We start from the raw sequence: 26,925 nt of genomic DNA, 5'->3' as shown, positions 1-26,925 counted from the left end.
CAGCCTGGTAATCGGGCAGCCGCCGCACCGTTGCCGACAAGGCGATGATATTCGTGACATAAAGCCCGATGTTGCTTGACAACTTGCGGCGTGGTTCTGCATCCTGTGCTGCGAGCCCGCGCTGAGCGCAAGTCGCGAACGGGCCGCAGAGAATAAATCCCATAATCAGATGTGAGGAGATGCGATGTTCGAAGGACGCTTGTCGGCCAGACGCCTGGCCCTGTGTGTATCGGCCGCTGCTGTGATGACGCTCGGTACGGGCGCGGCGCAGGCCGATCCGGTTTCCCTGAACATAGTCGACGTGGCCGGCGATCTGCAGCTCACGCAGAAAGCCTTCGAAGCCTTCAAGGCGAAGTATCCGAACCTCGTCTCCAATATCACCTACACCAACGCGCCCGCGCCGCAACTACCGGGCAAGATCAAGGCGATGCAGGCCGCGGGCCGCTCCGACATCGACCTCGTGCTGACCGGCACGGACGCGCTTTCGGCCGGCATCGAACAGAACCTCTGGGTCAAGCTGCTGCCCGACAACGCGGCCGCGCTGCCCGGCGTCCTCGACCACTACGCGCCGGGGCCGCGCAAGATGCAGGACCTCGCGCAGGGCTACGGCCTCGAAGTGGCCTACATGCCCGCCGGTCCGCTGCTCGAATACAACCCGGCGAAGGTGCCGAATCCGCCCCATACGCCCGAGCAACTGCTGGCCTGGTGCAAGGCCAACCCGGGCAAGCTTATCTACGCGCGCCCGGCTAATTCGGGTCCGGGCCGCACCTTCCTGATGGGCCTGCCGTATCTGCTCGGCGACAAGAATCCGCAAGACCCGGTCAACGGCTGGGACAAGACCTGGGCCTTTCTCAAGGAACTGAACGCGTGCGTGCCGTACTACCCGGGCGGCACCTCGGCGGTGATGAAGGAGCTGGGCGAAGGGACGCGCGACATGACGGTGACGGTGACGGGCTGGGACATCAACCCGCGCGCGCTCGGCATCGTGCCGGCCGACTTCAAGGTGCAGGCCTTCGACAACATGACCTGGGTGAACGACGCCCAGTACATGGTGATTCCGAAGGGCGTTTCCAAAGAGAAACTCGCGGTGCTGATCAAGCTCATGAACTTCATGCTCGAGCCGCAGCAGCAGGCCATGACCTATGACGACGGCTACTTCTATCCGGGCCCGGCCGTGGCGGGCGTCACGCTGAACATGGCGCCGAAGGACAGCCAGGATGTGATCGCGAAGTACGGGCGCCCCGAGTACGCGAAGTGGCTCGCGGCCTATCCGCACGTCGTGCCGCTTTCGGCGCAGGCAATGGTGGCGGCTTTCCAGAAGTGGGACCGCGAAGTCGGCGCGGCCAAGTCCCAGTAACGCAAGCGGGCGAGTACGGCGGCGGGGTCGGTCATGCCCGCCGTGCAGCCCCCTCAACGCAGTCAAGGCAGATCAGGAACGTGACATGAAGCATTCTTTCGATCGTCTGCGTCTGGACTCGGTGTGCCGCAGCTTCACGAGCGCCGAGGGCGCACAGTTGGCCGCGCTGCGCGGCCTCGATCTCGAGATACGCCGCGGCGAGTTCATCGCCTTGCTCGGGCCGTCGGGCTGCGGCAAATCGACGGCGCTCAACTGCATCGCGGGCCTGATGCCGCTTACGAGCGGCAGCATCTGGCTCGACGAGACGCGTATCGACGTCCTGCCGCCCGAGAAGCGCGGCTTCGGCATGGTGTTCCAGAACTACGCGCTCTTTCCGCACATGAGCGTGCTGGAAAACGTGGGCTTCGGCCTGAAGATGCAAGGCGTGCCGCGCGACGAGGCGAAGCGCCGGGTGCGCGAAGCGCTGCAGCTCGTGCAGCTCGTCGGTCATGAAAACAAGCTGCCGGGCCAGCTTTCGGGCGGCCAGCAGCAGCGCGTGGCGATTGCGCGCGCGATCGTGATCGAACCGCCGCTCGTGCTGATGGACGAGCCGCTTTCGAACCTCGACACGAAACTGCGCATCGAGATGCGCGCCGAAATCCGCCGCATTCACGGCCAGCTCGAACGCGCGACGATCTACGTGACGCACGACCAGGACGAGGCGCTTTCGATGGCCGACCGCATCGTCGTGATGAAGGAGGGCGTCGTGCAGCAGGTGGCCACGCCGAAGGAGATCTACGGGCGTCCCGCGAACCTGCACGTTGCGCGCTTCATGGGCTATCGCAACGTGCTGCCGTTCTCGATCTCGGGCGAGCGCGGCGATCACGTCGCATTGACGGCTGCCGGCGTCACGCTGACCGGCGTGGCGATGGACGAGGTCGACGCGGGCGGCATGTCGGTGGCGATGCGTCCCGAAGACTTCGAGCGCGCCACAGCCGGCGACGCGAACGCCTTCGACGTGGAAGTGGAGCTGGTCGAATACGGTGGCCGCGATTCGCTGCTGCTCGCCAATGCGCCGTTCGGCAAGCTGTGGGCGCGCGTGGCCGGCGAATTCGCGGCGGGCGAGCGCGCCACCTTGCGGGTCGCGCCGTCGCGCGTGCTCGCTTACGCGGAGCGTGCCGCATGAGCACGCTGGTTTCCACGCTCGCCCGCCAGCCGCGCGATGCACGTGGCTGGCTCGTCACGCCGGCGCTCGGCTTCATCGCCGCGCTGTTCCTTTATCCGTTCGCGTACGGCCTCGTGCTCTCGTTCAAGCCGATGAACGGCGGCGGCATGCTGGCCAATTACGTGCAGTTTTTCACCGACCTTTCGCTGTGGCCGACCGTGTTCGTCACGCTGAAGCTCGCGGTGCCGGCGACGGCGATCAACGTCGGGCTTTCGGTGCCGGTGGCGTTCGCGCTGCGCCGCAATTCGCCCTGGCAGAAGTTCGCGACGACGCTGCTCGTGATCCCGGTGACGCTCGGCACGGTGCTGATCGCCGACGGCATGCTCAGCTACTTCGGCCCGAACGGCTGGTTTCCGCAGGCGCTGCACGCGGTGCATCTCTACACCAGCGAAGAAATCCGTCTCACGCACAACTACTGGGGCGTGCTGATCTCGCTGATCGTCTCGGGTTTTCCGTTCGCCTTTCTGCTCACGCTTTCGTACGTCACCGGCATCGACCCGACGCTCGCGCGCGCCGCGGCCACGCTCGGCGCGGGACCGTGGCAGCAGTTCCGGCTGATCTATCTGCCGCTGCTCGTGCCGGGCCTCACGATGGCCGCCTGCCTCTCGTTCGTGCAGGCCTATTCGGTGTTCCCGTCCGCGGTGCTGCTCGGCGCGCCGGCAGGCCCCACGCGCGTGATCTCGATTGCCGCCGCGGAAGCCGCGTTCGAGAGCTACGACTATTCGCTGGCCTCGACCATCGCGATCGTGATGGGCTTCGTGCAGCTCGTGGTCGTGGCGGCGATGCTGGCGGCGCGGCGTATGTTCTATGCGGGTCCGGTGAGCGGGGGTAAGGGCTGATGAGCGCACATCACCGCAACGCCGCCGGTCTCTCTGCCGGTGCGCCGCTCTCGGGCGATGTTCCGGCCGTGTCGTCTACCGTCGTAGCCTCGAAGCCGCCCGCACGCCTCGCTGACCGGCTGTGGAAATGCCTCGTCTGGGGCGGCGTGGCGTTCTTCCTCCTGAACGTGCTGCTGCTGATCGCCACCGTCGGCGTGAACTCCATCGCCACGCGCTGGTTCGGTACGCCGCTGCCGCAGGGCTTTACGCTGCACTGGTACGCGCAGGCATGGCGCGACTTCCAGCTTTCGAGCGTGCTGTGGGTGACGTTCGAAGTGGTGGGCGCCGTCGTGCTGCTGTCCATCGTGCTCGGCGTGCCCGCCGCCTACGCGCTCGCTCGCGCGCAGTTTCCGGGCAAGCGCCTCGCCATGCTCGTGTTCCTGCTGCCGCTGATGGTGCCGCCCGTCACGTACGGCATTCCGATGGCGACCGCGATGTATCGCTTCGGCCTTGCGGGCACGCTGCCCGGTGTGATCCTCGCGAACCTCGTGCCCGCGCTGCCGTTCGTGATCCTCGTGATGACGCCGTTCATCGAGCAGATCGATCCCAATCTCGAATCCGCCGCGCGCATTTTCGGCGCGAACACGCTGCGCTATTTCCGCTACGTGCTGCTGCCGCTGCTCGTGCCGGGCATGCTGGCGGCGGGGCTGCTCGTGCTGGTGCGCACGATCGGCATGTTCGAACTCACTTTTTTTACCGCCGGACCCGACACGCAGACGCTCGTTGTCGCGCTGTATTACGCGGTGTTCTCGACGGGCGTTCGCGCGCCGCAGTCGATCGACGCCATGGCGATGATCTATATGGCGATCACGCTCGCGTGGGTGCTGGTGGCGCTGCAGTTCGTGAGCCCGGCACAGCTCGTGTCGCGCGTGAAGGAGCAGCGCTGACCGGCGACGGCGGCTCACCCCACAGGAACGACCTGGCAGACCCTGGAGCAAGGCAACATGAGCAACAAGCGTAAAACCCCCGAAGAACTGCGCAGCCATCGCTGGTATGGCGTGAACGACCTGCGTTCGTTCGGCCATCGTTCGCGCACGGCGCAGATGGGCTACAGCCGCGAGGAATATGCGGGCAAGCCGGTGATCGCGATCCTCAATACGTGGAGCGAGATCAATCCGTGCCATACGCACTTCAAGCAGCGCGTGGAAGAGGTCAAGCGCGGCATCTGGCAGGCGGGCGGCTTTCCGGTCGAGCTGCCGGTGCAGACGCTCTCCGAGCCGTTCCAGAAACCCACGACCATGCTCTATCGCAACTTCCTCGCGATGGAAGTGGAGGAGACGCTGCGCTCGTATCCGGCCGACGGCGTCGTGCTGATGGGCGGTTGCGACAAGACCACGCCGGCGCTGCTGATGGGCGCGATCTCGACGGACCTGCCCGCGATCTTCCTGCCGGCGGGCCCGATGCTCAACGGCAACTGGAACGGCGTGACGCTCGGCTCCGGCTCGGACACCTGGAAGTACTGGGCCGACCTGCGCGCGGGCAAGATCACGGAGCAGGACTGGAAGGGCGTGGAAGGCGGCATCGCGCGTTCGCCGGGCCACTGCATGACGATGGGCACCGCCTCGACGATGACGAGCGCGGCCGAGGCGCTGGGTTTCACGCTGCCGGGTTTCGCGTCGATTCCCGCGGCGGACTCGCGCCACGCGCAGTACGCGGCGAAGACAGGCATGCGCATTGTCGATATGGTGTGGGAAGACCTCAAGCCCTCGGACATCCTCACGCGCAAGTCGGTCGACAACGCGGTGACGACGTGCCTCGCACTTTCGGGCTCGACCAACGCGATCGTGCACATGATCGCGCTGGCGCGCCGCGCCGGCGTGAATCTCACGCTCGCGCAATACGACGACATCGCGCGCCACACGCCCGTGCTCGCAAACGTGCGCCCCACCGGCAAGTACCTCATGGAGGACTTCTACTACGCCGGCGGCCTGATGGCGATGCTCAAGGAACTGGGCGACCTCATCGACGGTACGCAGATGACCGTGAACGGCAAGACGCTCGGCGAGAACATCGCCGAAGCGCAGATTTTCAACGACGAGGTGATCCGCCGCCGCAGCGCGCCGCTGATGCCGGACACGGGCCTCGCCGTGCTGCGCGGCAATCTCGCGCCGGACGGCGCCGTGATCAAGCCGGGCGCGGCCGAAGAGCATCTGCACGTGCATACGGGCCGGGCTGTCGTGTTCAAGGACTATAACGACATGGCCGCGCGCATCGACAGCGAAGACCTCGACATCGACGAGACCTGCGTGATCGTGCTGCAGCACGCCGGCCCGATTGGCGCGCCCGGCATGCCCGAGTGGGGCCAGTTGCCGATTCCGCAGAAGATCCTCAAGAAGGGCGTGCGCGACATGCTGCGCATTTCCGATGCGCGCATGAGCGGCACGAGCTATGGCGCGTGCGTGCTGCACGTCGCACCGGAATCGTTCATCGGCGGGCCGCTCGCGCTCGTGAAGGACGGCGACATGATCGAGCTGAACGTGCCCGGGCGCCGCCTGAACATACTGATTTCCGATGAGGAACTCGCGCGCCGCAAGGCCGCGTGGGTCGAGCCCGAGCCGCGCTTCACGCGCGGCTACGGCGCGATGCATCAGATGCACGTGATGCAGGCGGACAAGGGCTGCGATTTCGACTTCCTGCAGCGTGACGGCGCGGGCGGTGCTTGCGAGGGCAGCGGCGGCGAGCCCGAGATTCACTAGGCAGGTCTGAACACAATCACGTAGTAGGAGTTGTCAGGTTGACGGCGGCGCCGCGAGGCGGCCGCCGTTTTTTTGCCGGATCGGAAACGCCCGCGAAGCTCACACGTCTTCGCGCGCGAAGTTCAGCTCGACACCATTGCCGGCCGGATCGGAGAAAAATATCTGCCGCTGGCCGGTTAGCGGCACGTCGGCGCAGGTGAAAGGCACCTTGAACCGCTGCAGTTGGGCCATCGTCCCCTGCAGATCGGTGCAGGCGAAGGCGGCGTGATCGAACGTGTTTCTCGCCGTTGTGTCGCGTTCTTCTCCCGGCCCCGCTACGGAAAGATGGAGAACGTCCTTGGACCCCGCGTAGAGCCAGTAGCCGAAGCTGGAGAAAGGCGGGCGCTCGCCGAGCCGCAGGCCCACGACGTTCACGTAGAAGTCGCGCAGCGTGTCCAGCGTCGCGCGGTCGGCACGCAGGTTGTAATGACTGAAGGCGGTCAGGGTCATGGCAAGTGGAATCCCAGTCGGTTCCGGACTTCCATTCTATAGCGCCGAACGGGGTCGTTTCACGCCGGTTGCTTGCGATGTACGCCGGGACTTCGCAGTAAGATAGCGCCCACCGGTTCCCTGCACTGCGGAGAATGAACGATGTCGATCGCCCGAACGCCCACCCCGCCGTACTACGCCGTTATCTTCACGTCGCTGCGCACGGAGGGCGACAACGGTTACGCCAGCATGTCCGATGCCATGGTCGAACTCGCCGGCACACAGCCGGGCTTTCTCGGCGTGGAGTCGGCGCGCGAGGACCTGGGCATCACGGTTTCGTATTGGGAGAGTCTCGAATCGATTGCGGCGTGGAAGAAAAACGCCGAGCATCAGATCGCCCAGCGCCAGGGCCGCGAGCAGTGGTATGCGAGCTACCAGACCCGGATCTGCCGCGTCGAGCGCGATTACGGGTTCGAGCGCACAGAGTAGGGGAATGGCGGCGCAAACGCCGCCGCCGGACGTTCAGTCCCCGCGCTTGCCGCGCGCCTCGAACGGGGTGAAATCGATGCTGGCGAATCCGCCGCCCTGATAGCGCTGCGCCACGGCGTCGAGCGGATTCGGCTTCTTCAGGATCTCTTCCGCATAGTCTTCGGCATTCTGCTGCGGGCGATAGCCAAGCCGCTCGGCATCGTTGTCCGCGCCGCTCTGTACCCAATAGCTGCGCGTGTTGTTCGATACCCCCCACACCACCGCGAAGCCGATCTCCGGCACGTTGATGACGCGATCGATGAGCTGCAGCAGATCGTCGTGGCCCAGCCACGTGCTCAGATGGCGGAATTCGGTGGGCTTCTCGACGCAGCTACCGATGCGCACGCAGACCGTCTCGATGCCGTGCTTGTCCCAGTAGAGCCGTGCGAGCGATTCGCCCCAGGCCTTGGAGAGGCCGTAGAAGCCGTCGGGCCGGAACGCGCAATCGAGCGTGAGCTTCTCTTCCACCGGATACATGCCGATCGCGTGATTCGAGCTCGCGAACAGAATGCGCTTCACGCCGTGGCGGCGCGCCCCTTCGTAGACCTCGACGAGCCCGCGCAGGTTGTTTTCGATGATCTCGGGCAGCGGGCGCTCGACGCTCGTGCCGGCCATGTGGATCAGCACATCGACGCCGTCGAGCAGGCGATCGACCACCTCGCGCTCGCGCAGGTCGCCATGCATGACGTCTTCGCCGGCAACGATCGGTTCGAGCGGCTTCGAGCCGGCTGCGGAGCGCAGGTTCACGCCGCGCGCAAGGAGCGCGCGGCGCAGCACGGTGCCAAGCTGGCCGGCCGCGCCGGTCAATGCAACTTTCTTCACGGTGGAGTTACCTCGCAGAAAAACGGCAAAAGCCGGCGCCCCGAGGGGCACCGGCCGAAAACTCAGGCCTTCACGCTTTGTGTGCCGTCGACTCTGGCAAGCGCGGCGTCGGCTTTCTGCTGGTCGGAGACCAGCCGCCAGGCCACGATCGCGCCGACCACGTCGAACAGCATCAGGCAGACGAACAGCGGGTTGTAGCCGATGGTGCCGGCCACCGCCCCGACGATCAGCGAAAAGACCGTGGCGCCAAGATAACCGAACATGCCGGAAAGCCCCGTGGCCGTGCCCACCTCGTGCTGCCCGAAGACATCCGAAGCCAGCGTGAACAGGGCGCCCGAGATGGTCTGGTGAGCGAACGTACCGACGCAGAAGAGCGCGATCGCGGCATAGGGGCTCGCGGCGAGGCCGACGCAGGCCGGGCCGATCATCAGGCACGCGCCGGTCGTGATGACGAGCTTGCGCGAGGTGATGAGCGAGCAGCCGAACCAGCGCATGAAAAGCGGCGCCAGATAGCCGCCGACGAGGCAGCCGAGGTCGGCGGCAAGGAACGGCATCCACGCGAAGAGAGCGATCTCCTTCAGGTTCATGTGGCGCACGGTGACCATGTAGAGCGGAATCCACGCGCCGAACGTCTGCCACGCGGGTTCGGCGAGCATGCGCGGAATGCCGATGCCCCAGAAGCGGCGCTGCCTGAGCACTTCCTTCCACGAAGGCTTGCCGGCCGGCGAATGCTGGGCGGCCGTTTGGCCCGCGCGGATGTAGTCGGCTTCCTCGGCCGAGAGCATCGGATGCTCGGCGGGCGTGCGGAAGAACACGAGCCACAGGCCGACCCAGATCAGCGCCACGCCGCCGGTCAGCACGAAGGCGAACTGCCAGTCGTACTTGAGAATGCACCAGACGACGAGCGGCGGGGCGATCATGGCGCCCACCGAGGTGCCGGTGTTGAGCCAGCCCGTGGCGACCGAGCGTTCCTTCGCGGGGAACCACTGGCTGATCGCCTTCATGCCGGCGGGGAAGATCGCCGCTTCGCTCACGCCGAGCAGGCCGCGGAAGAACGCGAGCGAGGGCCAGCTGGTGGCGAGGCCGTGCAGCATGTTGGAGATGGCCCAGCCGAACGCGAAGATCGCGAAGCCGATCTTGACGCCCAGCGAATCGAGCACGAGGCCGGCGATGGGCTGCGCGAGTGCGTAGCAGGCCTGGAACGCCGTGACCACGTACGAATACTGCTGCGTGGTCATGTGCATCGTCTGCGTGAGCGTGGGCGCCGCTACCGAGAGCGAACTGCGCGCAAGGTAGTTGAAGATGGTGCCGATCATGATGAGGCCGATGATCCACCAACGGAGCCCCTTGATAGTCTTGCGTTGCACTGCGTGTCTCCTTCGTCTGGCGTCGCTTGTAAAACCTCGTCGGGTTGGGGGAGTCCTGCTGCCCGGCATGTAAGACATCATTCTATTTGCGGTAAAGTTGTAAAGCAAATCTGGCGTGGGTCGGGATTTGCCCTGGTGCCGGCTGAAAAATGAGGCGCCTCACTGCTGGGCGAGCCCTGCAAAACGGTAAAAGGATGACCGCAGAATGAGGCTTGGCAGAAATGTCGCCGCTTTAGCTTGCATGGCGCCCGGCCGTCGAAGAGTCGCTGGTTGACAATTTTCCAGTTGTATTACAACAATGCAGGCACACTGCTGGAAACCCGAGCGGGCCGGCGGCCCGCTCGGCCCGTATCCCACGACTCTGGACGAGACACGATGAATTCACCCGTCATCTCTGTGAGCGAATCCGCTCTCGAAAAACTGCGCCACGTCTCGAACGCGACGCTCACCACGCAGCTCTTCAAGCGCGGACTGCGCAATGTGTTCCTGGAGGGGGTGAAGCCGCTCGTCGCGCCGGCGCCCGGCGCGCCCAATCTCGTCGGCCCGGCCTTCACGATGCGCAACATCCCGGCGCGCGAGGATCTCGACCAGTTGAGCGCGTTCCAGAATCCGGAGCATCCGCAGCGCAAGGGCGTCGAAACAGTGCCGGCCGGCGCCGTGCTCGTGCAGGATTGCCGCGGCGAGCACGCGGCGGCGTCGGTCGGTTCGATCCTCGCGACGCGCCTGAAGGTGCGCGGCGTGGCGGGCATGGTCTCCGACGGCCCCGTGCGTGACAGCGCCACCATCGCCGCGCTCGGGCTGCCCGTCTTCTGCGCGGGCGCCTCGGCGCCGCTGAACCTCACGAAGCACCACACCGTCGACCTGAACGTGCCGATCGGCTGCGGCGGCGTGGCCGTGTACCCGGGCGACATCATCGTCGGCGATGCCGACGGCGTGGTGGTCGTGCCGCGCCATCTGGCCGAGGAAGTGGCCGAGGCCGCGTGGGAGCAGGAGGTGCTCGAACGCTTCATCACCTCGCGCATCGAAGCGGGCGCCGCGCTGCCGGGCACCTATCCGCCCAACGAGGCAACGCTGGCCGCCTTCGCCGAATGGCGCAAGACCCAGCAGGGCTGAACGCGGCGAGGAAGAGGCAATGACGATCGAACAGGAGCGCGTGCCGGTGCGGCCGCTGGAGATGCGCGATGCGCGCCGCTCGTCGGTGGGCGAATGCCCGGTCTGGTGCGCGCAGGACCATGCGCTGTACTGGGAAGACATTCCAGCCCAAACGCTCGTGCGCTACGAACTGGCTGCCGGGCGACGCACCGAATGGCATCTGCCGGAGCGCATCGGCTGTTTCGCCTTCGCGCACGACGGCAAGGTGCTGGCCGCGCTCGAAACCGGCATCTTCGCGCTGACGCTGCACGAGCCGCAGGCGGCGAGTGGGGGTGAGGGGGCGCAGCACGGCGCGCTCGACGTGCGCCGCCTCGCGACCGTCGCGCACGAGGCGCCGCGCATGCGCTTCAACGACGGCCGGTGCGACCGTCAAGGTCGCTTCTGGGCCGGAACGATGGTGCAGGACGCGGTGGGGCCGCAGCCGGCGGGCAAGCTCTATCGCTACACGGCGGAGGACGGCCTCTCCGTGCCGGTGGTAGAGGGTCTGTGCACCCAGAACGGGCTCGCCTGGGCGCCGGACGGCCGCACGATGTATCTTTCGGACTCCCATCCATCGAGCCGGCTGATCTGGGCCTTCGAATACGACACCGATGAGGGCGTGCCCACGAATCGCCGCGTGTTCGCCGACCTGCACGACTACGCGGGCCGCCCGGACGGCGCGGCGGTGGATGCCGACGGCTGCTACTGGATTTGTGCCAACGACGCCGGCCTGCTGCTGCGCTTCACGCCACAGGGCAAGGTCGATCGGCGCGTGGCGGTGCCGGTGTCGAAGCCTTCGATGTGCGCGTTCGGTGGTCCCGGGCTCGACCAGTTGTTCGTGACGACGATCTGTCCTCCCGAAGTGGGCGACGGGGACGGCCTTGTGTTCGTGCTCGAGACGGGCGTGCGCGGATTGCCCGAGCCTTCGTTCGCCGGGATGCTCTGAGTGCCGTATGACTTACAATTAACAACATTCCTGACAACTCAATAGCGTGCGTCCGAACATGGCTGAGCAGAAGGCGCCGAACATGCCGGCGCGGATTTACAGCGACATCCTGAACCGCATTATCGAAGGCGAATACAAGGAAGGGGAGCGCCTGCCGACCGAGCACATGCTCGCGGAGCGCTTCGCGACCTCGCGGCCGACGGTGCGCGAGGCGCTCGCGCAACTGCGGGCGGACGGCATCATCGCGACGCGCCACGGATCGGGAACCACGGTGATGCGGCGGCCGGACCCGGACGTGCGCCGCTTCGCGCCGCTCGAAAGTTTGTCGGACATCCGCCGCTGCTACGAGTACCGCATCGTGGTCGAAGCCGGCGCGGCGGCGCTGGCCGCGCAGAAGGCCGACGACACCGACCTCGAAGCCATTCAGCGCGAGTGGGACAACCTCCAGACGATCATCGAAACCTCGGGCATCGGCGCGAAGGACGATTTCGCGTTTCATCTCGCCGTGGCCCGCGCGTCGAAGAATCCGTTTTTCATCACCGCGCTCTCGGGCATCCAGGAGCAGATGGTGTTCAGCATGAACCTGTCGCGCAACCTCTCGCTCGTGAAGTCGATCGAACGCCAGCGCGTGGTTCAGCAGGAACATCTCGAAGTGCTCGAAGCGGTGCGTGCGCGCGATCCCGAACGCGCGTCGCACGCAATGCGCGCGCACCTTGAACGCGCCGTCAACCGCATGTTCGGTTCCTGACTCGCGGCACCCCTTCTTTTTCGGCTTTCCGGTTGTCCTTTCATGAGGAGCGGCGCCGATGCTGCGTTCGACGTTTCTGCAGGGCATGGCGCTGGCCGCGGCACTGGCCACGGGGTCGGTGCTTGCCGGGCCTGCGGGTACGCCGCCTCTCCATGCCGTCAAGGTGATCGCCTCCGCGCGCCTGCCGATCGATACGCCGCAGGGCCACGCCGAATTTCCGCTCTATGTGAGTGAGGACTGGACGATTCCTCAGCCGCGCGTGACACGCGTGGTGATCGTGCTGCACGGGCGTTTGCGCAACGCGGACGTCTATTTCCGATCGCTCGAAGCGGCACGCGCGGCCGCGCACGCCGATCCCGCGACGCTGCTGCTGATCGCGCCGCAATTCCTCGCGGGCGTCGATACCCGCGCGTTCGCTTCACCCGCCAACCTGCTGCGCTGGCACGGCGACGCCTGGATGGATGGCGGCCCGGCGGCAGGCGCCGTGCCGGTGAGTTCGTACGCGGTGCTCGACCGCATAGTCGAGCGGCTCGCCGACCGGCATCGCTTTCCCGCGTTGAAGTCGGTGGTGTTGGCGGGCCACTCCGGCGGTGCCCAGTTCGTGCAGCGTTACGCCGAGGCGTCCCACGCGGCGGATGCGCTCGCGGCCGCCGGCATCGACGTGCGTTTTCTGGTGGCCAATCCCTCGTCGTATGCGTACTTCGACGCACTGCGTCCCGACGCGAGCGGCTCACCGGCGCCATTCGATGCGTCGCGCTGCCCCGGTTTCGATCAGTGGAAATACGGCATGGATGGACGCCCGGCGTTCATGCAGGACCGCACACCGGCGCAGATCGAGACGGACTACGTGAAGCGGCGCATCGTCTATCTGATAGGCGGCGACGACACCGACCCGGCGCAGCCCGCACTCGACAAACGTTGCGAAGCCGAGGCGCAGGGGCCGCAGCGCATGGCGCGTGCGCAGGGTTTTTTCCGCTACCTGCAGGGGCGGCATCCGGAGGGGCTGAATCAGTCGATGGATATCGTGCCGGGCGTGGGCCACGACGGCAGACGCATGCTCACGTCGGCGTGCGCGCTGGCGACGATGTTCGATACGGGAAGTTGCGTCGACTGACGGTCCAGGGGGACGGCCGTCAGAGGGATGCTGAGGGGGAGGTGAGTAAGGCGCGACGGGCCGGTTTCGTGCGAAACCGGCCCGCCTCTGACGGCCGCCGATGACGACGGCTTCTGGCTTACGCCGTTTGCTTCGTGGCGCGAGTCGATGCCTTCGCGGCAACCTTGGTGGCAGCCTGGAAGTTGCTTTCGGCGAGTTCGACGGCTTGCTTCGCTGCCTTGTTCACCGACTCATACGCCGAGTTGGCGGCGTTGAACGCCGTCTTGATCGCGGCGACGGCGCTTTCCGAGCCGGCCGGTGCGTTCTTCGCTGCGCTTTCGACGAGCGACTGGACAGCGCGCTGCTGCTCCGCGAGGTGGGACTCGGCGGCGCGGGTGAATTCCGACTGGGCGGCCGACACGATGTCGTACACGCTGCGGCCATAAGCCAGCGCCTTTTCCGCGGCGGGTTGCGCGAGGTTGGCCTGCACGGCGAAGAAGCCTTGCGGGTCCTTCGCGGAGAACGCTGCCTGAGCCTGTTCCTGGCCTTGCGCGAAGACGTCGCGCGCGGTCTGGATGTTCAGTTCGGCGAGCTTGACGGCGCTGTCGAACGCCTTGTTCGTGAGGCCGAAAAGGGTCTCGAGGCTGGCTTTCTGGCTGGCGGCGAATTGTTCGGGAGTCGGCAGAGTCATGTCTTCGTTCCTGATGACGAACCGGCGGGGCGGTTCCGTTTGGAAAATGGGAAAACGTTCGAATCGATCGCCGTCCCGCCGGTTTGGTGCGTTGCAGCAATCTGGACTCCATGATAGCGCACCAGAATGGTGTGTCAAGAAATATTTGTGCGATGCAGCATCACGCCAGATAATTGATTCGTATGGAAAATGCGTGGTGCATGAGATGCTGACGGCAGCACCCTGGGGACGGTGTGGTCACTTCGTTCCGGCCGTCAGCCTGGTTTCCGGAAGGGCTTTTCGCCAGCCGGCTTCTTGTGCCTGCGGGAACTCAGACCAGCGAAATCCGCAGCGTCTTGCCGCATGCCGCAGCGTACCTGCGGAGCGTATCGAGGGAGGGCGAGTGTTGGCCGGACGCCAGCGCGCGCTCGAGGCGTGTCACGGCGGGTGCCTTGGTGCCCATGCGCTCGGCCACCTGTGCCTGGCTAAGGCCGGCTTCATGGCGGGCGGCCAGCATCTGGTCGAGCAGGGCAAACTCTTCGCGATTCAATCGGTCGTACTCGGCCCGCGCTTCGGGATCGGCGAGGACCCGTTCGCGCATTGCTTTAAACGTCCCCACTTTTAACCTCCTGCAGTCGTTTGCGGGCAATTTCCAGTTCTTTGCGCGGTGTTTGTTGCGTCTTTTTCACGAAGCCATGAAGCATCACGATGCGTCGATCAACAACGGCGCAGTAGAACACTCTGGCGATACCTTCGGGGCTCTTGAGCCGTAGTTCGAACAAGCCTTCTCCCATCGCTTTGGTGTGGGGTTCGCCGAGATTCGGCCCGTACTTTTCCATGCGCTCGGCAAGGGCAACGAAGCGGACTGCAAGCATTTTGGGTAGGGCGTAGAGACTGCGCTCAACCCGTTCGCTGTAGAAGTCGATCAGGTATCTCATGCCGATTATAGTAACAAATATGTTATTTCGCCAGCATGGGCCGGAGGAACCCGATTTGAGTGGCGTCAAGCCTGTGAGCGACTTTCGAGGACTGCGGGCTCTCGTCGTCCGAGGCCCCAAGGCCCGCCACCGCTTTCTGCAGCAGAAACCGCCTGGGCGCATAATGCGGCTCGTTGGCGCGCGGCATGAAGGCATGGAATAAACCGCCCGCGCCGAGCGTTACCCTCACTGAACCGCCCAGGCTAGCCACGTGAAAACCTCCCTTTCCGCTGAGTCCGGCTTCAACGACGTCCCTGCCGCCGCGCAGAAATACACGCGCGTTGCTGTGCTGCTGCACTGGCTGATCGCGCTCCTGATCCTCACCAACGTCGTGCTCGGCCTGACCGCGGCGCTGTTGCCCGACGGCACGCTTTCCGATACGAACATCCGCCTCGTGATCGACACGCACAAATCGATCGGCATCACCGTGCTCGGTCTCGCGATCCTGCGCGTGCTGTGGAGGCTCACGCATCGTCCCCCGCCGTTGCCCGCCGAATTTCCAGGCTGGGAGCGTGCGGCGGCGCATGCCGCCCATATCGCGCTCTACGTGCTGATCTTCGCAATGCCGCTCACGGGTTGGCTGCACGACTCCGCGTGGGTCGCCGCGGCCTCGCATCCCATGTATCTCTATGGTCTCGTGCCCTGGCCGCGCATCGGCTTCATCATGAGCCTGGACCCGGCCACGAAGGATCAGTTGCACACGCAGTTCGGCGCGCTGCATACCGCCTGCAGCTATGCGCTCTACGGCGTGCTCGCGTTGCACATTGCGGGCGCGCTCAAGCATCAATGGATCGATTGTCATTCAGTGCTGCGCCGGATGATGCCGTAAGCCACGCAAGGGAAAGTCTTGAACAACACGCTTGAACAGGCGCTCGCGCGCACTTCGCCACGCCTTGCGCCGCCGCCCACGCCGCTCGCGAGCATCATGATCCACCTGGGCGTCATGGTGCTATGGTTCGTGCTGTTTGCGCGCGCGTTCTTTCTGCAGGGCGTCGTTGCGTGGTCAACGGGTATTGCCTATGTCGTGTACGACACGCTGCTGCTGCTGTTCGTGGCATGGAAGGCGGCCGTGCTGCTCAGGCCGCCGAGCGATATTGCCGTGGCCGATGCGGCGGCAACTGAAATGGCAACCGCGGCCGATGGCGGAGCGCCGCCCACGCTCGGCGTGATCGTGGCGGCGCACAACGAGGCGGCGGTGCTGCCGATCACGCTCGACGCCTTGTTTGCGCAGACGCTGCCGCCGCAGCAGATCGTGATCGCCGACGACGGATCGACCGACGGCACGGCGGCGCTGCTGACCGAACGCTACGGCCTGGCCGACCCGGGCGAAGGCCGCCTGAGCCCACCTTCCGCACAGTATCCGAACCTGCGGTGGCTGAAGCTGCCGCACGGCGGCAAGGCGCGCGCGCTGAACGCGGCGCTCCTCGCGGTGGATACGGACACGCTGATGACCGTGGACGCCGACACGCTCCTCGAACCCGATGCCTGCGCGGCGATGGCCCGCGCGTTCGGCCGCGAGCGTGAGCTCGTGGCGGCGGCGGGGCTGCTCACGCCGGTGTGCAACACGTCGCTCTCCGGCCGTTTTTTCCAGTGGTTCCAGACCTACGAATACATCCGCAATTTCATCTCGCGCTTTGCATGGATGCGCGCGGACAGCCTGCTGCTGGTCTCGGGCGCGTTCGCCTGTTTCCGGCGCGACGCCGTGACGGCGGTGGGCGGCTTCGATCCGTACTGTCTCGTCGAGGACTACGAGCTGATCCATCGTCTGCGCCGCCATTCGGCGCACGAGGGCCTGGGCTGGGACGTGCGCGTGATCGGCGCGGCGCGCGCGCGCACCGATGCGCCGGGCACGCTCGCGAGTTTTCTGCGTCAGCGCCGCCGCTGGTTCGCGGGTTTCCTGCAGACGCAGTACTGGTATCGCGACATGACCGGCAACCGCCGCTACGGAAAGCTCGGTCTGCTGATGCTGCCGGTCAAGGCGTTCGATACGGTTCAGCCCATCTACGGGCTCACCGCGTTTGCGCTGCTGCTCGGCTTTCTCTTCGACGGCCGTTTCACGATCGTGCTGCCGGTGCTGGGCGTGATCGTCGGCAAGATCGCGATCGACCTCGCATTTCACCTGTACTCGGTTCACCTGTACCGGAAGTGGAGCGGCGACCGCACGAGTTCGAGCTTCGGCATGGCCTTTCTCGCCGCGATCTTCGAGCCGTTCTCGTTCCAGTTGATGCGACACATCGGGGCGGCGCTCGGCTGGCTGCATTTCCTGTTGGGCCGTCGCAAGTGGGGCGTGCAGGAACGCACGGGCCTCACTTCGCCGGGCAACGGCGAGCGGCCGGCGCCGTTGCGCTGAGGGTGCCGGGTTTCCGGGCGCGAGGGAACGCGGTCCTGCATTCGTCTGAGTTGAGCGGCATCCGGCTTGCTCTCTGAAAGGTGCTGCCGTCACGCAACGGAGCGTGGCGGCTTCAGCCGATCCCGGAGAGTCCACATGCAACGCTCGAGCCTCATTGCCCTCGTCTTGCCGCTTGCGCTGGCGGGCTGCCTTTCGTTCAGCAGCAGCGACCCGAATCCGCCGCCGCGCGAGACCGTGGTCGTGCCCCAGCCAACGGCGGTGCCTGCGCCGCCTCCTCCGGGTACGACCTGCGCTGCACCGTGTTGATCGCTGTATCGTTGCTTTCGCCGGCACGCGCCGCCATGCATATTCATGTTGCCAGCGGCGGCTAACGGCCCGGTCGCCGGCGTCAGGGACTGGCCTCGTCGGGCGCGCGTGCCGCGGCCGCGCGCGTCTCGCGCATCAAATGCCCCGCGAATGGCGTGTCCGCCACGCTCGCAAGTCCCGCCGAGCGCAGGGCGCGCGCCGTCCATGTATTGCAGGTGTGCAGGGCGTCGTAAGTCCCTCTCGCCGCGAAATACAGGCTGCCGGGATAGGGGCCGTCCGCGAGGCGTTGCGGCTCGTCTGCGCCATTCGTCTCGATCTAATCGCGCAGGAAACGCTGGAGGCCTTCGAGGCCCGCGTCTCCCACCGGCGCTTCGACCACGTTTTTCTCGCCGAACGCGTCCTCGGGCGTGGCCCGCAGCACCGTCATCAGGATCGCCGCACGGCTCGGCAGAAGTGCGCCGAGCATCGTGAGCGGATCGTGCCTGCGCCCGACCACGTACTGCCGTTCCCCGAAGCCGAAGCACAGCACGGTCGCCCCGTCGAAGCCGTGCGCGAGGTCGAGTGCCCAGGCGCCGGCGTCGCGCGTGCGCAGGCATACGTCGGTATGCCAATCGCGCCGGACGACGGCAACGAACGTGTGCGCGACACCGGCCTGGCCGGGATCGACGGCGGCGGGCATCGGCGTATCGACAGACGCGCACGCGCTCAGGACAGCCGCGCACGCGCTCAGGAATGCGCCCAGAACGGCTACGCACGCGCTCCGTACAAACAGCGCGAGCCAGCCCGCGCGACGTTCATCCATAGAAAAAGACTGCTCTCGCGAGACGCTACCGCGCGTCGCACGCGCCATACCCGGCGGCCGCGCGCACCACATTGGGGCGGGTGCGCCACGCATGCGCCGAAGCGGGCGCGTTCGACTTATCATCGTCATCGACGGTGCACCATTCCTGCGCAGAATTTGCGATCGCACATGGCATATCACTTGCTTTTCTGGCAGGACCGCAGCGCGCATGGCATGACGTCGCAATCCAGCGGCGGCATGCGCAAACGCGGCTGCATTCACGCGCGAGAACAAGCCGATGCAAGTCTATGACGAGATGCGCGAAGCGGGCGCGGCGCGCCCGCACTACGAGCGGTTCCAGCGCTGGCTGGAGCGCCAGACCGCCGAAACGATGACACGCAAGCGCGCGGAGGCGGACCTGCTGTTCAGGCGGGTCGGCATCACGTTCGCGGTCAACGGCGACCTGTCCGGTACCGAGCGGCTCATCCCGTTCGACCTCATACCGCGGGTCATACCGGCCGACGAATGGGCGCTGCTGGAAACGGGCCTGCGCCAGCGCGTGCGGGCGCTCAACCTGTTCCTCCACGACGTCTATCACGAACGCAATATCGTGCGTGCCGGCGTGATTCCGGCGGAGCAGGTCTATACGAACGCGCAGTATCGGCCCGAGATGCAGGGCATCGATCTTCCGCTCGGCATCTATGCGCATATCGCGGGCATCGACATCGTGCGCGACGGCCGCGATGGTGCGTTCTACGTGCTCGAAGACAATCTGCGCGTGCCGTCCGGCGTCTCGTACATGCTCGAGAACCGCAAGATGATGATGCGGCTTTTTCCCGAACTGTTCGTTCAGCACAAGATCGCGCCCGTTGCGCACTATCCGGACCTGCTGCTCGACACGCTGCGCACTTCGGCGCCCACCGGCGTGGACGATCCCGTCGTCGTGCTGCTCACGCCCGGCATGTACAACTCGGCGTACTTCGAACACACGTTCCTCGCGCAGCAGATGGGTGTCGAGCTCGTGGAGGGCAAAGATCTCTTCGTAGAGGATAACTATGTATTCATGCGCACGACCCAGGGGCCGCGGCGCGTGGATGTGATCTACCGGCGCGTGGACGACGATTTTCTCGATCCGCTCGCATTTCGCGGCGATTCGGCGCTGGGCGTGCCCGGTTTGCTGACGGCGTATCGCGCGGGCCGCGTCGTGCTGGCGAATGCGATGGGCACGGGCGTGGCCGACGACAAGTCGATCTACCCCTACGTCCCCGACATGATCGCCTTCTATCTGGGCGAAAAGCCCATCCTCAACAACGTGCCGACGTGGCAGTGCCGCCGCCCGGACGACCTCGCCTGGACGCTCGATCATCTGCCGGAACTCGTCGTGAAGGAGGTGCATGGCGCCGGGGGCTACGGCATGCTGGTGGGGCCGGCCTCGACGCGCGCGGAAATCGAGGCGTTTCGCGAGCGGCTGCTCGCGCGCCCGGGCAACTACATCGCGCAGCCCACGTTGTCGCTCTCGGCGTGCCCGACCTTCGTCGAGGCGGGCATCGCACCGCGCCATATCGATCTGCGTCCGTTCGTGCTCTCGGGCAAGACGATCCAGATGGCGGCCGGGGGACTCACGCGCGTCGCGCTCAAGGAGGGTTCGCTCGTCGTCAATTCCTCGCAGGGCGGCGGCACCAAAGATACCTGGGTGCTTGAGTAACGTCGCGAACCACTTCGCGAATGACGTTGCGAACGAGTTCGCACGCGTAACCCCGACCCGTATAAGGACCGACCATGCTGAGCCGTACCGCCGATCACCTGTTCTGGATGGCCCGCTACATGGAGCGGGCCGAGAACACCGCGCGCATGCTGGACATCAATCTCAAGGCGCTGCTGCTGCCTCGCAGCGCGGACAGCGAGGCGCGCACGCACCGCGCGATGCTGCGCATCTCCGAACTGGAGCCCGCGTTCGACGCGCGCCACGAAGAGGTGACGAGCTCGAACGTGCTGCAATTTCTCGTCGCCGATCCGACGAATCCTTCGAGCATCTATTCCTGCCTGCTGGCGGCGCGCGAGAACGCGCGCGCCGTGCGCGGCACGCTCACGACCGAATGGTGGGAGACGATCAACGAATCCTGGCTGCAGTTCGCCGAACGCCTGCGCGGCGACGAGCTCTCGGTCCACCCCGAGACGCTGTTCGAATGGGTCAAGTTCCGCTCGCATCTGTCGCGTGGCGTGACGCTCGGCACGGCGCTGCAGGACGATGCGCTGTTCTTTACGCAACTGGGCACCTTTCTCGAACGCGCTGACAACACGGCGCGCATTCTCGACGTGCGCTTCGTGGAGGTGCAGGAGGCCGACTCGCGCTCGGCGGCGCGACAGCTCGAAGACTTCTATTACTGGACGTCGATCCTGAGTTCCGTGTCGGCCCTCGAAATCTATCGCAAGGTCTATCGCGACGTGGTGACGCCCGCGCGCGTGGTCGAGCTGCTGATCCTCAACCAGCAGATGCCGCGTTCGCTGCTGGCGTCCATGGAGGGCGTCTGCACGAATCTGACCATGCTGCGCACCGGCGCCTCGCGCGAAGTCGAACGCACGGCAGGCAAGTTGCGCGCCGAACTGCTCTATGCCGATCTGCGGCAGATTTTTTCGGTAGGCGTGCATACGTTTCTCACGCAGTTCCTCGCGCGTGTGTACGAACTGGGCAACCAGGTCGCGCGCACCTATCTGATGATGCCGGTAGAGTAGGCACGCGCCTGCACGGCACCGGTCGTTTCCGTCATTGTGGAACCAGAGGATTTTCGTCATGCAGCTCGCCATTCGCCACGACACCGTTTACCGCTACGAAGCGCCGGTGCACTATTCGATCCAGCAACTGCGGCTTTCGCCGCTCACCACGCCCGCACAGATCGTCACGCAATGGCTCGTGGACGCGCCCGGCAAGCTCGAAGCGGGGCGCGATGCGTACGGCAACGCGCTGATGACGCTCGTGCTGACGCGTCCGCACCGGGAAATCCGCCTGCGCGTGCGCGGGCAGGTCGAAACGGTGCCGCTGACGGAGGGCCGTCTGCCGGAAGGCGAGGGACCCATTCCGATGCAGCACTTTACGTCGCCCACGCGGCTCACCGAGGCCGACGCGGCGCTGACCGACTTCGCTCAGAGCCTGCCGGCTCTCGGCGACGCGGGCGCATTGCTCGACGCGGCGGCGCGGGTGGCCGAGCGCGTGCGCTACGAAGCGGGCGTGACGGACGTGACGCACTCGGCTGCCGACGCGTTTGCGCTCGGCCGCGGCGTGTGTCAGGATCACGCGCACGTGATGCTGGCGCTGTGTCGCGCGCGGGGGGTGCCGGCGCGTTACGTCAGCGGCTACGTCGATCCCGGCGACGTGCCCGAAATGGCGAGCCACGCGTGGGTGGACGTTTGGCTCGACAACGGCTGGGTGACGGTAGACGTCACGCACGCGTGTTTCGCAAGCGAAAAATACTGCCGGATCGCGGTGGGGCGCGATTACGAGGCGGCGGCGCCGGTGCGCGGACGGCGCGTGGGCGGGGTGGGCGAAACGATGGACGTGAGCGTGCAGGTGAACGTCGAGGCGTCACAGCAATAGAATAGTTTTCTCGATATAACAACGGAAACCGCTGCGAGGGCAAGCGGGGGCAGGGCGGAGGCCTGGTATGACGTATTGCGTGGCGATGGCGGTGGAAGAGGGGCTCGTGTTCTTGTCGGACACGCGCACGAATGCGGGTGTCGACCACATCAGCACATCGCGCAAGATGACCGTGTTCGAGGACCCGGGCGAGCGCGTGCTGGTGCTGCTCGTGGCCGGCAATCTCGCGATTACGCAGGCTACGCTGCAAGTGCTCACCGAGCCGCACGACGGCACGCGTCCTACGCTGTGGAATGCGCCCACGATGGTCGAGGCCGCGCGCGTGGTCGGCGAGGCGGTGCGCGAGGTGCACCGGCGCGACGCCGAGGCGCTCAGGAGCTTCAATGTCGACTTCAATTGCAGCTTCATCCTTGGCGGGCAGTTGCGCGGACAGCCGATGCGGATGTTCCAGATCTACGCGGCGGGCAATTTCATCGAAACGTCGAGCGTCAATCCCTACTTTCAGATCGGCGAATCGAAATACGGCAAGCCGATCATCGACCGCGTGCTGACCCCGGACACACCGCTCGGCGAGGCCGCGAAATGCGCACTGATTTCAATGGATTCCACGCTGCGCTCGAATCTCTCGGTCGGTCTGCCGCTCGACCTGCTGGTCTACGAGCGCGACTCGCTGCGCGTCACGCGCTACGCGTTGCTCGACCAGGACAACGAGTACTTCCAGATGATCCATTCGACCTGGGGGGCGCGCTTGCGGCAGGTCTTCGGCGAGATTCCCGATCCGCTCTGGGCCGAAACGGCGAGTGTGCCGCGCGGCGAGCGCGCGAGCCTGCCGGCGGTGCCGCGGCCGCTGCCGGATGGGCAGGCGCCGCAGGCGCGTCCGGCGCAGACGCTCGCGCAAGCGCAGCCGCAGCGGGGCGCGCCGGGCCAGGACTGACGCGATGGCCAGCAAGCTGCCGCGGAAAGTTCACCGAAGCGGCCGGCATGCAGCCTGCCCCGGCAAGAACGGAAACGGTATGCTCACTCTCCTGAACGATGGCGCGCAGCGGCGCGCGTGATCAGGAGAGACAGCCCGATGAAGCAAAACGACTCGCATCCCGGCAACGACAACGAGGAGCGTCCTCTGGACGCGCAATCCGCACCCGCCGGTCCCGACGATCCGGCGCGCCGCCGGGTACTCACGGGTCTTGCGGCGGTTGGTGTAGGGATTGCGCTCGGCGGCTGCCAGACGGCCGAAGACAGTGCGTCGGCCGCGCCGCGCAGTGCGGCCGACCTGCGTATCGACGCGGCGCTGCGCGACCAGGTGCGCCACATCGTGGTGATCTACGCGGAGAATCGCAGCTTCGTCAATCTCTACGGCAACTTCCCGGGCGTGCAGCATCCGCTCGCGAACGTGAGCGCCGAGCGCTACACGCAGCTCGACCGCGACGGCCAGACGCCGCTCGCGCAGTTGCCGAAGATCTGGGGCGGGCTCGTGCCGCAGGCGCAGGAGCTGGACGGCAAGCGCTACATGATCGCGGAGCACGCCATCACCGGCTTGTCGAACGCGCCGTTTCGCATCGTAGACGCGCAGGGGCAGCCGTTGCCGAACGGAATCATCACGCGCGATCTCGTGCATCGCTTCTATCAGAACCAGATGCAGATCAACGCGGGCCGCAACAACCAGTTCGCGGCATGGGGAGATTCGGGCGGCCTCGTGATGGGCTATTACGAGAACTCCGCGCAGACGCTGCGGCTCTGGCGCCTCGCGCAGCAATACACGCTGTGCGACAACTTCTTCATGGCGGCCTTTGGCGGATCGTGGCTGAACCATGTCTTTCTGATCTCGGGCCAGGCGCCTTACTATCCTGACATTCAGAATAGCCCGGCGAAGCACCTCGTCTCCGTGGTCGAGGGGGACGATCCGCGCGGCACGCGCCTGAAGCCGGCGCCGGACTGCCCCGCATCGGCGCTCGCCGGGCCGCCGAAGTTCGTCCGCGACGGCCTTTTCACGCCCGACGGCTACGCCGTGAACACGATGGCGCCGCCGTATCAGCCGAGCAGCGCGCGGCCCGCCGGGGACGGCAATCCGGCTCTCGCCGACCCGTCCGACCCGCGCGTGCTGACGCCGCAGACATACGCCACGATCGGCGACCGGCTTTCGGCGAAGGGCATCGACTGGGCCTGGTACAGCGGTGCCTGGCAGTACGCGCTCGACCATCGCGACACCGGCGCGGTGCCCGATTTCCAGTATCACCACCAGCCGTTCAACTACTTTGCCAACTTCGCCCCGGGCACGGCGGCGCGCGCGCGGCACCTGCGCGATGCGGGCGTGGGCGACGATCCGTCGACCAACCGCCTGCTCGCGGACATCGACGCCGGACGGCTGCCGGCCGTCACGTTCTACAAGCCGCAGGGCAACCTCAACATGCATGCGGGGTACGCCGATGTCGAATCGGGCGACCGGCACGTCACGACGGTGATCGAGCACCTGCAGCGCAGCCCGCTGTGGGCGAACACCGTGATCGTGATGACGCACGACGAGAACGGCGGCTGGTGGGATCCGGTCGCGCCGCCCATCGGCGACCGCTGGGGCCCGGGGTCGCGCGTGCCCGCGCTCGTGATTGCGCCGTTCGCCAGGCAAGGCTATGTGGATCACGCGATGTACGACACCACCTCGATCCTGCGCTTCATCACGCGCGTTCACGGCTTGACGCCGCTCGAGGCCGTGGCGGCGCGCGATCACGCGTTTGTCTCGCGCGGGCAGACGCCGCCGGGCGATCTTACGGGGGCGCTCGCGCTGGCTTGAGCGCGATGAACTTTCCGGCGGAAGTTATCCCCAGGGTTTTGCACCGATTCTGTGGAAAACTCGTCGTGCGTTCGCGAACGCACGTCAACCCCAAGCGGACGGCGCGATTCCGCTTGTCCCGCTTGTCCCGTTTGTTGCGCGCTCACGCGATTCCGCCCGATAATCGCTGCTGATACGGCGCCTGACGCGGCAGCGCGCGTTGCCGGTCCACCCCACGCCATTCTCTGTCGCGCCGTGCTCAACTACTCGCGCTTTGCCGGTCTTCTGCGTATCCCCGGATTCCTGCCGCTCGCCGGCGCCACGCTCATGCTCGGCGTGGCCATGTCTTTCACCGCCCCCTATCTGTCGCTCTTCGGCGTCGAACGTGCCGGCATGTCGCCGCTCAGGCTCGGTATTTTCATGACGGCCATCGCCACGAGCGGCGTGATCGCCAGCACGGCCGCGGGCCGCTACAGCGACGCGACCGGCAAGCACCGGCTGCTGCTGCTGGTTTCGCTGTGCGCGGCGACGCTGGGTTATCTGAGCCTGTGCATCGTGCGCGACTACCGGATGCTGCTCGCCGTCGGCATTGCGTTCATCGGCGCGGGCGGCTGCGCGCTGTCGCTCGTGTTCTCGTTCAGCCGTGCCGCGCTGCCCGCCGCCGACGACGCCGAGCGGACGTTTGCCAGCGCGACCTTGCGCACGATCCTTTCGGCGGCCTGGGTGTTCGGGCCGGCGGTCGGCGCGCTCGTGCTTGCGGCCGCCGGGTTCTATGGTCTCTTTCTGTTTGCGGCCGCGAGTTTTGCGGCCTGCGCAACGATCGTCTGGCGCATGCGCGAGCCGCGCGTGGACGAGCACGCCACGCAGCATTTGATGCCGCGCCCCACGGCGCCGCCGGCCGGGCAGGGCGAACAGGAAGAACGGGACGACTTGCCCTACGAGGGCCAGCCGCTCACGCAGGCCGAAGTCGAGCCGGGGCATAGTCTCGGGCGCGCCGGCGCGCGCATGGCGGCGAGGCGTCAGGTGTCGACGCCCGAGGTGTCCTCAAAGGACATCATGCGCGCCGTCGTGGCGCTGACGCTGATCGGCCTCGCGGCCAATGCCACGATGATCGTGCTGCCGCTCTATATCGTTCACGGGCTGCAGGGGACACGGATCGACGTGTCGATCATGCTGGGTCTCGGCGCGCTCATGGAGATCCCCATGATGCTCGCGCTCGGCGCGCGCGCCTCGGTGCTCAACAAGCCACGCTGGCTCGCGGCGTGCGCGGTCGTGCATGCGGTCTACTTCGTCGCGATGGCGTCGGCGCCCGGCGTGCACGCGCTGATTCCCATGCAGATGCTCAATGCCTTCGTGGTGGCCGTCACGTCGTGTCTCGGCATGACTTACGTGCAGGATCTCATGCCGGATTCACCGGGCCGTGCCACCGCGCTCTTCTTCAACGCGGCGCGGCTTGGCTCGATCCTCTCCGGCGTGCTTTCGGGGCTGCTCGTGCAGGCGCTGGGCTATCGCGGTACGTTCCTGTTCTGCGGCTTGCTGGCGCTCTGCGCGCTCGTGCTCTTCGCGGTGCCCGGCGAGCAGTATCCGCATATCGCGCGCGCGGTGCTGCGATTCGTGAGAGGGCGGGGCGCGAAACGGTGAGCCAATGCTGCGTCTCCGGCGATCCGGTCCCGCCGCGGCAATCGACGAGGCCGACCAACCGAACGCGCCGTGCTTCGGCCGGCGCGGCTTCAGTGCATGTAGGTGACGCGGCGCGGCCGCTCGGAGAGGCGCAGGCCCGCGTCGAGCAGGGCGATCGCGAACCAGCGGGCCGACTTGAGCATGCCGGAGACGCTCGGCATGGGCAGCCAGTCGTTGAGCAACTGAACCGCCGCTTCGCTGCGCGTCGATTGCAGCAGCGCGAGGGTGCGCAGCAGCGAGGCCTCATCGGTGGCGAGTTCGGAGGCGCACCGGCAGCGTGTATCGAGCGGACGGCAGGAAGCGCGGCATAGCGTGCCCATCAGCAGGTCGAAATGGCCCACTCCGTCTGCGCCGAGCCCCGCTTCGACGAGGACTCCGCGCCAGCTCTCTTCCTTGCCGTAGGCGTCGCAGTGCGGGCGCAGCCAGGTGCGAACCGCGCGCAGGACGGTTTGCTCCGCGCTGTCCGGATGCTGGGCGAACGAGTCCTCCAGCAGCGTGTCGTTGCGGTGAAAACGGGCGATGGGGTGCATGGAAGCTCCAGCAAACGCCGGGCTCGCCGGCACGGGC

General features: G+C 66.3%; 28 protein-coding genes. 19 read left to right on the top strand and 9 right to left on the bottom strand.

Going from position 1 to position 26,925, the window contains the following annotated elements:
• Positions 1–244: 244 nt before the first annotated feature.
• The 5 genes from WJ542_RS20145 to araD all read left to right on the top strand — a co-directional run bounded on the left by WJ542_RS20145 (position 245) and on the right by araD (position 6,135).
• Positions 245–1,357: an extracellular solute-binding protein gene (locus WJ542_RS20145; protein ID WP_411192504.1), complete on the top strand. Its 1,113-nt coding sequence runs from the start codon at positions 245–247 to the stop codon at positions 1,355–1,357.
• 85 nt (positions 1,358–1,442) lie between these two features.
• Positions 1,443–2,522, top strand: a complete 1,080-nt coding sequence (locus WJ542_RS20140; RefSeq protein WP_411191213.1) for an ABC transporter ATP-binding protein — start codon at positions 1,443–1,445, stop codon at positions 2,520–2,522.
• On the top strand, positions 2,519–3,400 hold the full coding sequence (locus tag WJ542_RS20135; RefSeq protein WP_411191212.1) for an ABC transporter permease: 882 nt from the start codon (positions 2,519–2,521) through the stop codon (positions 3,398–3,400). The genes WJ542_RS20140 and WJ542_RS20135 overlap by 4 nt, the downstream gene beginning before the upstream one ends.
• A complete protein-coding gene (locus WJ542_RS20130) occupies positions 3,400–4,326 on the top strand; it encodes an ABC transporter permease (protein WP_411191211.1) in 927 nt (308 codons plus the stop codon). The genes WJ542_RS20135 and WJ542_RS20130 overlap by 1 nt, the downstream gene beginning before the upstream one ends.
• A gap of 57 nt (positions 4,327–4,383) precedes the next feature.
• Complete coding sequence (gene araD / locus WJ542_RS20125) at positions 4,384–6,135, top strand: L-arabinonate dehydratase (RefSeq protein WP_411191210.1); 1,752 nt, start codon at positions 4,384–4,386, stop codon at positions 6,133–6,135.
• 99 nt (positions 6,136–6,234) lie between these two features.
• On the opposite strand, the gene WJ542_RS20120 is transcribed toward araD, so the two are convergent.
• On the bottom strand, positions 6,235–6,624 hold the full coding sequence (locus WJ542_RS20120; protein ID WP_411191209.1) for a VOC family protein: 390 nt from the start codon (positions 6,622–6,624) through the stop codon (positions 6,235–6,237).
• A 141-nt stretch (positions 6,625–6,765) separates the two neighbouring features.
• Here WJ542_RS20120 and WJ542_RS20115 point away from each other — a divergent pair, with 141 nt between their 5' ends.
• Positions 6,766–7,092, top strand: coding sequence for an antibiotic biosynthesis monooxygenase family protein (locus tag WJ542_RS20115; protein WP_411191208.1), 327 nt, complete (start codon positions 6,766–6,768; stop codon positions 7,090–7,092).
• A 33-nt stretch (positions 7,093–7,125) separates the two neighbouring features.
• Here WJ542_RS20115 and WJ542_RS20110 read toward each other — a convergent pair whose 3' ends face one another.
• Entirely contained in the window at positions 7,126–7,953 is an 828-nt protein-coding gene (locus tag WJ542_RS20110) for an NAD-dependent epimerase/dehydratase family protein (protein WP_411191207.1), read from the bottom strand.
• A gap of 62 nt (positions 7,954–8,015) precedes the next feature.
• Complete coding sequence (locus WJ542_RS20105; protein ID WP_411191206.1) at positions 8,016–9,320, bottom strand: MFS transporter; 1,305 nt, start codon at positions 9,318–9,320, stop codon at positions 8,016–8,018.
• Between the two features lie 375 nt (positions 9,321–9,695).
• On the opposite strand from WJ542_RS20105, the gene WJ542_RS20100 reads away from it, so the two are divergent.
• From WJ542_RS20100 to WJ542_RS20085, 4 genes are read left to right on the top strand one after another with little or no spacing between them, the layout of a single operon-like run.
• The gene (locus WJ542_RS20100) at positions 9,696–10,433 is read left to right on the top strand and encodes a ribonuclease activity regulator RraA (protein ID WP_411191204.1); all 738 of its coding nucleotides are present in this window, start codon (positions 9,696–9,698) and stop codon (positions 10,431–10,433) included.
• Positions 10,434–10,452: 19 nt separating this feature from the next.
• Entirely contained in the window at positions 10,453–11,397 is a 945-nt protein-coding gene (locus WJ542_RS20095) for an SMP-30/gluconolactonase/LRE family protein (RefSeq protein WP_411191203.1), read from the top strand.
• A gap of 58 nt (positions 11,398–11,455) precedes the next feature.
• Entirely contained in the window at positions 11,456–12,145 is a 690-nt protein-coding gene (locus tag WJ542_RS20090; RefSeq protein ID WP_411191202.1) for a FadR/GntR family transcriptional regulator, read from the top strand.
• Positions 12,146–12,203: 58 nt separating this feature from the next.
• A complete protein-coding gene (locus tag WJ542_RS20085; protein ID WP_411191201.1) occupies positions 12,204–13,259 on the top strand; it encodes an alpha/beta hydrolase in 1,056 nt (351 codons plus the stop codon).
• 118 nt (positions 13,260–13,377) lie between these two features.
• Here the strand turns inward: WJ542_RS20085 and phaP are convergent, their stop codons facing one another.
• The 3 genes from phaP to WJ542_RS20070 all read right to left on the bottom strand — a co-directional run bounded on the left by phaP (position 13,378) and on the right by WJ542_RS20070 (position 14,846).
• Entirely contained in the window at positions 13,378–13,929 is a 552-nt protein-coding gene (gene phaP / locus WJ542_RS20080) for a TIGR01841 family phasin (protein WP_411191200.1), read from the bottom strand.
• A 310-nt stretch (positions 13,930–14,239) separates the two neighbouring features.
• Positions 14,240–14,509: a helix-turn-helix domain-containing protein gene (locus tag WJ542_RS20075; protein ID WP_411192503.1), complete on the bottom strand. Its 270-nt coding sequence runs from the start codon at positions 14,507–14,509 to the stop codon at positions 14,240–14,242.
• A 4-nt stretch (positions 14,510–14,513) separates the two neighbouring features.
• Entirely contained in the window at positions 14,514–14,846 is a 333-nt protein-coding gene (locus WJ542_RS20070) for a type II toxin-antitoxin system RelE/ParE family toxin (protein ID WP_411191199.1), read from the bottom strand.
• Between the two features lie 250 nt (positions 14,847–15,096).
• On the opposite strand from WJ542_RS20070, the gene WJ542_RS20065 reads away from it, so the two are divergent.
• The 3 genes from WJ542_RS20065 to WJ542_RS20055 all read left to right on the top strand — a co-directional run bounded on the left by WJ542_RS20065 (position 15,097) and on the right by WJ542_RS20055 (position 17,541).
• Positions 15,097–15,714 (top strand): cytochrome b, encoded by a 618-nt coding sequence (locus tag WJ542_RS20065; protein WP_411191198.1) that lies wholly within the window; start codon positions 15,097–15,099, stop codon positions 15,712–15,714.
• 18 nt (positions 15,715–15,732) lie between these two features.
• Positions 15,733–17,235: a glycosyltransferase family 2 protein gene (locus tag WJ542_RS20060; RefSeq protein WP_411191197.1), complete on the top strand. Its 1,503-nt coding sequence runs from the start codon at positions 15,733–15,735 to the stop codon at positions 17,233–17,235.
• A gap of 135 nt (positions 17,236–17,370) precedes the next feature.
• A complete protein-coding gene (locus tag WJ542_RS20055; protein ID WP_411191196.1) occupies positions 17,371–17,541 on the top strand; it encodes a hypothetical protein in 171 nt (56 codons plus the stop codon).
• Between the two features lie 82 nt (positions 17,542–17,623).
• On the opposite strand, the gene WJ542_RS20050 is transcribed toward WJ542_RS20055, so the two are convergent.
• Both WJ542_RS20050 and WJ542_RS20045 read right to left on the bottom strand, forming a co-directional pair.
• Positions 17,624–17,857 (bottom strand): DUF2459 domain-containing protein, encoded by a 234-nt coding sequence (locus WJ542_RS20050; protein WP_411192502.1) that lies wholly within the window; start codon positions 17,855–17,857, stop codon positions 17,624–17,626.
• Positions 17,858–18,343, bottom strand: coding sequence for a hypothetical protein (locus tag WJ542_RS20045; RefSeq protein WP_411191195.1), 486 nt, complete (start codon positions 18,341–18,343; stop codon positions 17,858–17,860).
• Positions 18,344–18,620: 277 nt separating this feature from the next.
• On the opposite strand from WJ542_RS20045, the gene WJ542_RS20040 reads away from it, so the two are divergent.
• The 6 genes from WJ542_RS20040 (at position 18,621) to WJ542_RS20015 (ending at position 26,319) form a co-directional block, all read left to right on the top strand.
• Entirely contained in the window at positions 18,621–20,027 is a 1,407-nt protein-coding gene (locus tag WJ542_RS20040; RefSeq protein ID WP_411191194.1) for a circularly permuted type 2 ATP-grasp protein, read from the top strand.
• A 74-nt stretch (positions 20,028–20,101) separates the two neighbouring features.
• Positions 20,102–21,055: an alpha-E domain-containing protein gene (locus tag WJ542_RS20035; RefSeq protein WP_411191193.1), complete on the top strand. Its 954-nt coding sequence runs from the start codon at positions 20,102–20,104 to the stop codon at positions 21,053–21,055.
• A gap of 58 nt (positions 21,056–21,113) precedes the next feature.
• Positions 21,114–21,914, top strand: a complete 801-nt coding sequence (locus WJ542_RS20030) for a transglutaminase family protein (protein ID WP_411191192.1) — start codon at positions 21,114–21,116, stop codon at positions 21,912–21,914.
• A 67-nt stretch (positions 21,915–21,981) separates the two neighbouring features.
• Positions 21,982–22,848 (top strand): proteasome-type protease, encoded by an 867-nt coding sequence (locus tag WJ542_RS20025; RefSeq protein ID WP_411191191.1) that lies wholly within the window; start codon positions 21,982–21,984, stop codon positions 22,846–22,848.
• Between the two features lie 138 nt (positions 22,849–22,986).
• A complete protein-coding gene (locus tag WJ542_RS20020; RefSeq protein ID WP_411191189.1) occupies positions 22,987–24,699 on the top strand; it encodes an acid phosphatase in 1,713 nt (570 codons plus the stop codon).
• Between the two features lie 234 nt (positions 24,700–24,933).
• Complete coding sequence (locus WJ542_RS20015) at positions 24,934–26,319, top strand: sugar efflux transporter (RefSeq protein WP_411191187.1); 1,386 nt, start codon at positions 24,934–24,936, stop codon at positions 26,317–26,319.
• Positions 26,320–26,408: 89 nt separating this feature from the next.
• On the opposite strand, the gene WJ542_RS20010 is transcribed toward WJ542_RS20015, so the two are convergent.
• A complete protein-coding gene (locus WJ542_RS20010) occupies positions 26,409–26,888 on the bottom strand; it encodes a hypothetical protein (RefSeq protein ID WP_411191186.1) in 480 nt (159 codons plus the stop codon).
• Positions 26,889–26,925: the final 37 nt, after the last annotated feature.

The sequence above is a fragment of the Paraburkholderia yinzeri genome (genome assembly GCF_046581065.1).
Taxonomy (GTDB): domain Bacteria; phylum Pseudomonadota; class Gammaproteobacteria; order Burkholderiales; family Burkholderiaceae; genus Paraburkholderia.
This window is presented reverse-complemented; position numbering and strand designations above follow the sequence as displayed.